At 64.5% G+C, this 8353-nt stretch carries 6 protein-coding genes, 1 tRNA gene and 1 pseudogene; 4 read left to right on the top strand and 4 right to left on the bottom strand.

What is annotated here, in order from left to right; translation table 11 throughout:
• Both CWS39_RS01650 and CWS39_RS01645 read right to left on the bottom strand, forming a co-directional pair.
• The coding region (locus tag CWS39_RS01650; protein ID WP_102141141.1) for a DEAD/DEAH box helicase at positions 1-2371 on the bottom strand (2371 nt) is incomplete at its 3' end.
• A complete protein-coding gene (locus CWS39_RS01645) occupies positions 2371-4026 on the bottom strand; it encodes a site-specific DNA-methyltransferase (protein ID WP_233213318.1) in 1656 nt (551 codons plus the stop codon). The genes CWS39_RS01645 and CWS39_RS01650, both read right to left, overlap by 1 nt.
• 33 nt (positions 4027-4059) lie before the next feature.
• Here CWS39_RS01645 and CWS39_RS29415 point away from each other — a divergent pair, with 33 nt between their 5' ends.
• Positions 4060-4308 (top strand): hypothetical protein, encoded by a 249-nt coding sequence (locus tag CWS39_RS29415; protein ID WP_233213317.1) that lies wholly within the window; start codon positions 4060-4062, stop codon positions 4306-4308.
• 358 nt (positions 4309-4666) lie between these two features.
• On the opposite strand, the gene CWS39_RS30235 is transcribed toward CWS39_RS29415, so the two are convergent.
• The gene (locus CWS39_RS30235; protein WP_102141139.1) at positions 4667-6190 is read right to left on the bottom strand and encodes a rolling circle replication-associated protein; all 1524 of its coding nucleotides are present in this window, start codon (positions 6188-6190) and stop codon (positions 4667-4669) included.
• Positions 6191-6366: 176 nt separating this feature from the next.
• On the opposite strand from CWS39_RS30235, the gene CWS39_RS01635 reads away from it, so the two are divergent.
• Both CWS39_RS01635 and CWS39_RS01630 read left to right on the top strand, forming a co-directional pair.
• Positions 6367-6430, top strand: a tRNA-Ser gene (locus tag CWS39_RS01635).
• A 118-nt stretch (positions 6431-6548) separates the two neighbouring features.
• Positions 6549-6821: a hypothetical protein gene (locus CWS39_RS01630; RefSeq protein ID WP_102141138.1), complete on the top strand. Its 273-nt coding sequence runs from the start codon at positions 6549-6551 to the stop codon at positions 6819-6821.
• Positions 6822-7366: 545 nt separating this feature from the next.
• Here the strand turns inward: CWS39_RS01630 and CWS39_RS28570 are convergent.
• Positions 7367-7492 (bottom strand): annotated as a pseudogene (locus tag CWS39_RS28570) (phage holin family protein); the annotation flags it as partial.
• Between the two features lie 57 nt (positions 7493-7549).
• On the opposite strand from CWS39_RS28570, the gene CWS39_RS01625 reads away from it, so the two are divergent.
• Positions 7550-8311: an alpha/beta hydrolase gene (locus CWS39_RS01625; protein WP_158240313.1), complete on the top strand. Its 762-nt coding sequence runs from the start codon at positions 7550-7552 to the stop codon at positions 8309-8311.
• The last annotated feature ends 42 nt before the right edge of the window (positions 8312-8353 follow it).

The following is an 8353-nucleotide window of genomic DNA, read 5'->3' as shown; positions in this document are numbered from 1 at the left end:
CAACGCCGCCGACATGCTCATCCTGGGTGCCGGTCAACAAGTGGCGGGCGAAGAAGATGAAGTCGGGCCGCAATGCCTTGTATGCGCCGCTCGCCGGATCCTTGTAGGCGATGGCGAGCGAGTCTTTTGCCGTGCGTCCAGGGTTCCGCCACCACGCGACGAAGCCCGAGTTGGACATCTCCCGGTCGAGCACCTCAACTTCCCAGGGATTCAGGTCGATCGGCACCGCACCGTTCTCATCGCAGAGAAGGTGGTCACTCCGTGTCGGGAGGTCGCACTCGTTGCCGGCCGCGTCCCGCATCTTGGTGTTTGCCTGTCCAGTCTTGGGCCGCGCGAGCAGGGTCGGCTGAGGTGTGGTCGTCATCGACTCCAGGTCGTCGTAGACTGCCTGACGCTCGTCGGTCAGCCCCTTCCGTGCTACACGGGTCTCCAGCAGCCAGTCGGACGCGAGGCGGTTCGCTTCTGCCTCGACATCCGCGATCACCTCGGGGACAAGCGCGAGGGACGCTAGCTGAACCGTGGCGTCACGCAACTCGTCGTCGCCCGCTTGATCTCCTGCCAGATGACCAACGTACGTACGGGCGAGCTCCGCGCTGAACACGCGACCAGCTGCCCGGTAGGCGTCTTGGATCGCCCGATGGTCAGCCGTGTCGGTGAAGTAACTCCGAGAGATCGCGGTGTTGCTGTGCAGCTTCCCGCGAAGCTCCTCTCCTTCCATGGCCAGTACCTGATTCACCGCGGCCTCGATCTTCGCCTTGTATTGCACACTGCGGCCGTCTAGCACGGCATGTAGGTGGGCGTGGGCCTTCTTGCCCGCGTCAGCGATCAGCCCGTCGTCGGACAGCGCGTGTGCGAGCGCGGTGAGCCGCTTGATCGGCTTCGCATTGCGCTTCGGCAGGGACTGCGACGGAATCGAGTCGAACCGCTCCCACACGTCGTCGGGCACGCTCGGGTTGGGGAGGAGGGTGACCGGGTCGAACAGCACCCGCCGACCTGGACCGCCACTGGAGTCGGCCGCGCCGTCCGCTCCGGTCGCACCACGCATCAGTTCGTGAGCCACCTCGATCGCCGCCCTCCGGTCGAAGAACGGTAGGAGGCACTCGACAGAGTTCAGCACCTCGTTCCCGGGAATCCGGCGCGCAAGCGGAGTCCGCACCATCCGGCCGAGTAGTTGGGTGATGTGAGTGGGGTCGACCGCCGGGCGAAAGGACACCAATACCTCGGCTCTCGGGCAGTCCCAACCCGTACTGATCGCGGTCTTAGCGAAAAGCACACGAATCCACGGTGATTCCTGCACACGTTCAGGGGCGACGTAGGGGATCGGTACCTGCGAAACGTACAGATCGGTGTGCTCTCCGAAGACGTTCGCGAACGACTCGCTCGGCAGATCGGGCCACTCCTCGAAGATCGCATCCACCGCACGATTCAGCACGGGAGTCACCTCGCCGTCGGGCACCTGGACAACCAGTAGGGGCACGACGGGATCGGCCTCCTCCTGCGTCTTCGCGTAGTCGGCCCACGCCTTCGTGCTGGCGATGACCTTGCGAACTGCGCGTTTTAGGAGCACGGTGTCGAATACCCCAGACTCAGCCGGGATCGACAGCACGATGTCGTCCTTGAGGAGCCCGGAGGCCTGCACGAGTGCCGAGTCGACCTCGACGGCTGGGAGGGCTACGCGGTCCGGTGAGTCCTTCATCGCGTCTTCGAACCGCTGGGTGGTGGCAGAGATGCCCCACACAACGGGCATCGGCGGCACCTGACCATGGCCGTTGACCAATCTCTGCACGATTGTGGCGCGGTCATTGGCCGCGGTGCTCCACCCACGGTGCGCCTCGTCCAGGACGAAGTACAGCGTCAGGCGCTCGTCGGCGATCGTCTCGGTGATGATGTCGTAGATTGAGTTCTGAGCCGTGTCGGGCCGCGTAACCAGCGCTAGTTCATCGCCGTTGCCGTTGCGGTCACCTCGAACGAGGCGACTGCCCTTGCTCAGCTTCTGCGCGTTGAGGAAATACACGTTGCCCGGCCGTAGCTTCGGCTCGGAGAACGTGGACTCGATGATCCGCAGTCGAGAGTCCAGTTCGTTCGACGCCGCCTGTATTCGTCCGCGCGACTGCTCGTTGAGACTCGGGTCGTCGCTGAACCAGAGGACCACCGCGCCCGGATCGGCCGCGAAGTCAAACTCGTCGCTGCCAAAGAACAGGGCCTCAATGACCGCCGCCGCCATGACGGTCTTGCCAGCGCCCGTGGTTGCGGAGAGTGCGAACCTTGAATGCCACGGCTTGGGCTGATGGTACAGATTCCGCGCCTGAGCCAGGTTGTCGAGAACACGCCCCACTGCATCGACCTGGTAGTCCTTGAGCGTGTACTCCATCAGGCGAACCTTCCCGAGTTGATCTCGAAGTTGTGCATGTAGGACTCGTACAAACGGACCGGCTTCACTCGCGCCGGCAGGTCGCGGCACACCATTTGGAACGCAAGGTCATCGTCGGTGACGATGAACGCGGTGCGGGTCGACGGTGTCTCCTTCAACGCCGCGACGAACGCCGCAGCTGAGTCGAGGTCGTCCAGCACCCCGTAGGCGTCAGAGACATCCCAGCCCTTGTCGCCGAGCTCCGAGATGATCCGTCCTCGCGCTCCGGCACGCAGCCAGAGCATCGGTGCGATCCGTTGGAATGCGCGGTGATGCGCCACCGACAGCGGGCCTTCGTAGGTGAGCGTGAAGAACACCGCGTTCTCGTCGAAGCCCTCAGACATCGGGAACTCGTCGTAGAAGCCGTAGCTGCCCTGGATCTCTGCATTGTCACGGGTGCGCCCGGTGATCGCGGCCCGGATCCGCGGCTTCGTTATGTGGTCACAGATGCCCCACTGTTCCCAATCTGGATCACCCGGGCGTAGTCCATCTCGACGTAGCCGTGACTGTTCGGCCGCTGCTACTTCGTTGTTTGTCACAGAGATGCACTGGCGGCGTCCACCGTCTTGTCGGTTCAATCGCATCACCGCATGCGCTGTAGTGCCGGATCCAGCGAAGAAGTCCAGCACGATGGCATCCCGTTTGTCGGCGAGGAAGAATCTGAGCGTGTCCTCGACCGCGTATAGGGATTTCGGAAACGGAAACCGCGTCCCGGGTACGAACTTCGAAAGCAACGCGGTCCCATAGGTACTCGCGTCGTGAGATGCCATGAGCCACATCGTCTTCGCTCGCCGCGATGGTGCGCGCGTTGGAACGATGTTCAGCTTTCCCTCGGCATCCCGGCCATCGACTTCGAATACGCCGTCCCGGATGCGCCGTAGGTCACCAGATTTCAGGTAGACGAGAGAGCAAGTACCGTTATCGCGATCGGCAGTACGGAGGGCAGCGGTTCCCTCTGCGAGCTGTTCGCGAAGTCGGGCCGGGGAAATCTGCCATCGGCTTTCCTCCCCGGACGGATCGAGCGGCCACGCGGCCCATGTCCCGCGCGGTGCGACCACTTCGAGCCGGTTCTGCGTCGCGGGGATAGGTTCGCCGACTGAGTGGATGCCGCCGGAGTTCCGGATGAAGATCGGGTAGAACCCGTTGGGTCTATGGCTCCGCCGCCAATCGGTGCTGCCTCGGCGACGTAGGCCGTGCCAGGTCACCGAGGCCACTCCAACGCCTCCAACCGGATCCCTCAGCATGTCGGTCGAGCTCGAAGCGGGTCGAGCCGCGCCTACCATGACGAAAAAGATGTACTCCTCGACGCGAGAGAACTCATCGGCCCGCTGTGATCCGGACGGCTTGATGCACGTTGTCACCATCTGGATATTGGCTTCGGGAAATGTTTGCTCAAGGAGCAGCCCGAGCCGGAGGTACTCCTTCTCGTCGATCGTGACGACAAGAACGGAGTCCGTCGGGTTCAGTAGTTCTCTCGCGACTCGCAGTCGCCGCTCCATCATCGCCAGCCACTTGGAATGCCGATAGTCGTCGTCGGCCTCGACGTAGTCGTTGTTGTACTTCCAGTCCTTCGCGCCTGTGTTGTACGGCGGGTCGATGTAGATCGCGTCGAGCATGTGCCTATGTGTGTAGGTCAACATCTCCAAGCAGTGGAAGTTCTCAGCGTTGATGACTGTGTGGTACGGCTTGTCGCCACCGCGCTCGAGGCGGTCGGTCTCGACCAGCCCGGGGTAAATCTGGTCTCGGAATTCGGCTACCACAACCAGGTCGGAAACGAGCGCAACCGTTTCTTCCCGCGGTTCTTCGTGCGCGACCTCGACGAGATGCGCTACGCGGTCGTCGCGTTTGCCCTCGAATCGGGTTACCGTCCACAGCCGCCAGTCACCTCGGTCGGCTGACCCCCGCGGCGGTAGGACACGTACCTTGTCGCCCTTACGGATCGGTTGCCCTGCCAACTCGACTGCCTCTGGATGGTGGCGCTCGAAGACAAGGCCGAATGTCGTCCGTTTGCCAAGTGCGCGGAACTCCCGTTCCAAGTCAGCGCCGAGTTGGGGGTCTGCAGACTTGGCTTGGCGGATCAGATCCGACAATCTCGACACGCTTCAACTCCCCATAGACGGTCACTTGCTGGTAACCGTAAACGAGCTGGTCTTCGGACGATGCGGTACCCGGAACGTCGTGTTTGGATGCACTGGGTGTAGGACGTACATCACCGTTTCATTCCACCGCACCAGCGCCACCAGCGCCTGCCACCGCTCACCGCATCCGCCCGATCGCGCGGGCGAGCTGGGCGGCGAAGTTCGGTCCATCGTTAACGAGTGCGTATCCACCAGCTAATCCGCCGTGGCAACAGAGCGTTCGTCGTCGCCGCACGCGCCGGTGCTCCACCACGCCGGTCTTGCTGTCGACGCGGGCGACCCGGCGGACCGCTGTGCGCGGGACAATCGCGGTAGGGAAGCGATCCGCCGAGTCGCCGTATACCGCTTGGTTGCGCGACCAACGCCGCACGATTCGGCGAGCCGCGAAGTAGGCGTCCTGGGCGACCTCCACGGCAGCGATGGCTTTCTTGAGTCCGTAGACGCCCCAGAACCGGCCGGGCCCGCGACCCGGCTGCTGCCAGAGTTCCGGCACGATGTGTTGGTATTCCTTCTCGCCGTGCAGGTTTGGCGATGAGTGCTTGGTGAAGTAGATCGCCAGCCTTTTCGGGTCGCAGGCTTTCAGGCCACTGCGCACGTCGATGGCGGTGCCGGCGAGCCGATGTCGGGCCTTCTGCACCGGGTCGGGGTGATCGACGACCTGCGTCCAGGTCTCCGATAACCATTGAGCGAAGGCGCGACCCGAACGACCGGGCGATATGGGAGGTGCCATCCACAGGTGAATGTGGGGTGCGCCGCGGCGCTGGAATTCCAGTTTCCAGATGTAGCGGGCAGGTTCGCCATACTCGCGTTGAAAGCGTTTGCGCCACAACACCATATGCCGCTTCACGCTCGCGCCGTCCGGGGCCACGGTTTCCCAATCGCCCGGATAGGTCAGGGTGATCATCGCCGGGACACGGCCAGATTCCACCAGCGGGCTGTAGTCGAGTTCGGCGAAGGTGCGACACATCGCCGACCGCGATTTACGGGACCACTCGGTGATGAAACCTCCGGCACCGCGCTGCTCGTTTTCCGTAGACCTCCGTCGTGTCGGAGACACGACGGCCTGATCACCGTCCCCACCTGTAAGCGCGAAGTCAGTTCTGACTTGCAGCTTCACATCGTCAACGTCACGTTGGTGACGGACGACGGCCCGTTCCGCGGCCTTCTCAGCCCGGACGGGATTGGTCCACCCGAGTCGCACAACGCCGGGACCGACAGTGATGCGAAACCGCCCGGATTCGGATTCGGTGCCTCGCCGCCCGGAACCACAAGCCCACGGTGTTGCCGGCTCGAAGAGCGCCGCAGCCGCGGTGACCATCTCGGGGCCGGGGAACCGCAGTCCCAATGCGTCGATCGCCCGCAGTTCCTCGTCCGCGACCCCGTCGCCCAGTGGGGCGCGGACATTTTCGGCACATATAACAAGCCCGCCGGCCGTGGCCGGGTTGAGGCCGGTGCCCCGGTTGGCGTCCGGCCGACCACTGCCGCTCTCGCGCCCTGCGGCCTCGGCGGCCTCGGGCGCTCGCGACCTACCGCCAACCGGGGCACCTGCAGCGCCGTGCCGAACTGAAGGGTGTTGAGATGCCGATGTCGGGCCGTCTGTCGAGGGTGTCGACCCGGTGGCTGATGGTGCGATGCTGGGCATCGGGGTGCCTGCTCCCCGGAGCCCGCGAGGCTGCCCAAAAAGCACGCGGCAGCGCGGAAACTCCTGGCCGGGAGTGCACGCACCGTGTCCGGTTTATGTCCGTTCGTCGGACAGGCCGGGTATGTCAGCCCCTGCTCAATGCGACGCATACGACGCACAGAAGCAGATAGACCGCAGGTCAGCGGCTACCTCGTCCGCCTCACACGCGGAAGGTCACTGGTTCGATCCCAGTCGGGACCACTCACTGCAACTCACATTGACGGTTCGATTTGTCCGGCCTCGAAATGGTCAGCGGTCGATGGCGGGCAAATAGTCGGGCACCCTCACCACCAGCGTGTTAGCCAGGTGGGGTATTGACATGGCGAACGAACTGAATGTGAACAGCGACGGCCTGCGGATCGCGGCCGCCGACAGTGAAATCATCGCCGCGGAGTTGGCCGCGGGTACCGCAGAAGCTGGACGGGGTACCCATCCCAGCCAGGCCGGCGTCGCCGCGATTCTGGCTGCTGCCCAGTCCGTCGCCCGCCAGTCGCTCCGTATCGGCGGCCAGGCTGATGACCTCTCGGTGAGCGGCGCTCGCTATGACGACGCGGACTCCGGTGGCGCCGACGCCATCACGCTGGCTGTGTGAGCGCTGTGCCCTCCGGATCGGGCGGCGCGCTGCCCAGTCGAGCGGAGATTTTGGACCAGATCCTCAATCAGCACGCCGGCAAAGGGGATGGCCAGGACGGGCGTTATACGCCTTCCCCGTTGACTTCCCCGATCGTGGGGGCCGACCCGTCGATGGTCGATCGACAAGCCTCGCGGGTCGAGAGTGCCCGGCAAGCGCTCGATGCGGCGCAAGCCAAACTGGACGCTGCCGCCGGGCACGGCTACACGGAAGGTGGGGCGGGTCCCGGCCGCGACGTCACCGACCCATTGAGCCAAGCGGTGTTCGACGCCCACCGAGAACTGACTGAACAGACCGCGATCCTCGACCAACTCAATCAAGCCGCGGCCGAAACCGGTGCAGGCCCCGTGCCGATCCCGCCGCTTCCGGAAAACGCTGACGTGCCAGCGTTCCCGCCGCAGCCGGTATCGCCCCTATCCCCGGCGGCAAGCCCCTTGCCGAAGGAATCGAGCACGGACTTGAGGCCCTCAGCGGCGCAACCCGCCACGTCGACGACGTACCGACACCGACTCCTGGAACTCCTTTTGCGCCAGCCGCATCTCGTCACGGACCAGCCGCGACGTCTGCGCCGAGAGCTGACCCATCAACTCGCCGTTCGACGCGTCGGCGGTCGGTTTCGATTCGAGACTCATGCCACTGTGATGCCCGAGGTAATCGTCAACCAAAAACGATCCCGGCATACTGTGCCGGTGCCGGCCGACCGCAGTGCCAAACCCCCGATCCTTGTCCTCCACGGCGTCTTCGGCCGACCGTCGCTGCTGAAACCGTGGATCGACTACTTCGAGGCCGCCGGCCACCAATGCCATGCGCCCGCGCTTCCGGGGCGCGACCCCACCGACGACGACGTGCTCCGCCGCACCGGCGTCGACGACTGTTTCCAGGTCGCTCTCGCCGCCTACGACCAGCTCAGCGAGCCGCCCATCGTCATCGGGCACAGCATGGGCGGGCTGCTGACCCAGAAGATCGCCGCCGCCCGCACCCCACGCGCCGCGGTGCTGCTTGCATCTATCCCGCCCGGCGTGCTCTGGCCGCAGGTCAAGTCGCTGCCGCATCTGTTCCCGGTGCTGCCCGCGGTGCTGGCGGGGCGGCCGTTTCTGCCGTCGGTAAACACGATGCGCAAAGTCCCGCTCAGCACCCTGCCCGCCGCCGAGCAAGACGAGCTGATCCCGCTGCTGGTCCGCGACTCCGGCAAGGTATTTCGCGAGATGTCACTGGGCGCGTCGTCCACGAAGGTGAACGCCGCCGATGTGACCTGCCCCGTCCTCGTCGTCAGCGCGGGTGAGGATCGCAATGTCGCGCAATGGATTTCGCGCCGGATCGCCAAACGCTACAAAGCCGAGCACCAGATCCATCCGGACAAACCGCACTGGATCATCGCCGCATCGGCTCTCGACGAGGTCGCGCCGCCGGTGCTGGAATGGCTTAACAGAACTCTCAACCTCGTCGCGTAACGCGCACCGCGTCCTAAGCTGAAAATATCGCAGACAGCGACC

The sequence above is a fragment of the Mycobacterium hubeiense genome, assembly GCF_002838065.1.
GTDB classification, from domain to species: domain Bacteria; phylum Actinomycetota; class Actinomycetes; order Mycobacteriales; family Mycobacteriaceae; genus Mycobacterium; species Mycobacterium hubeiense.
This window is presented reverse-complemented; position numbering and strand designations above follow the sequence as displayed.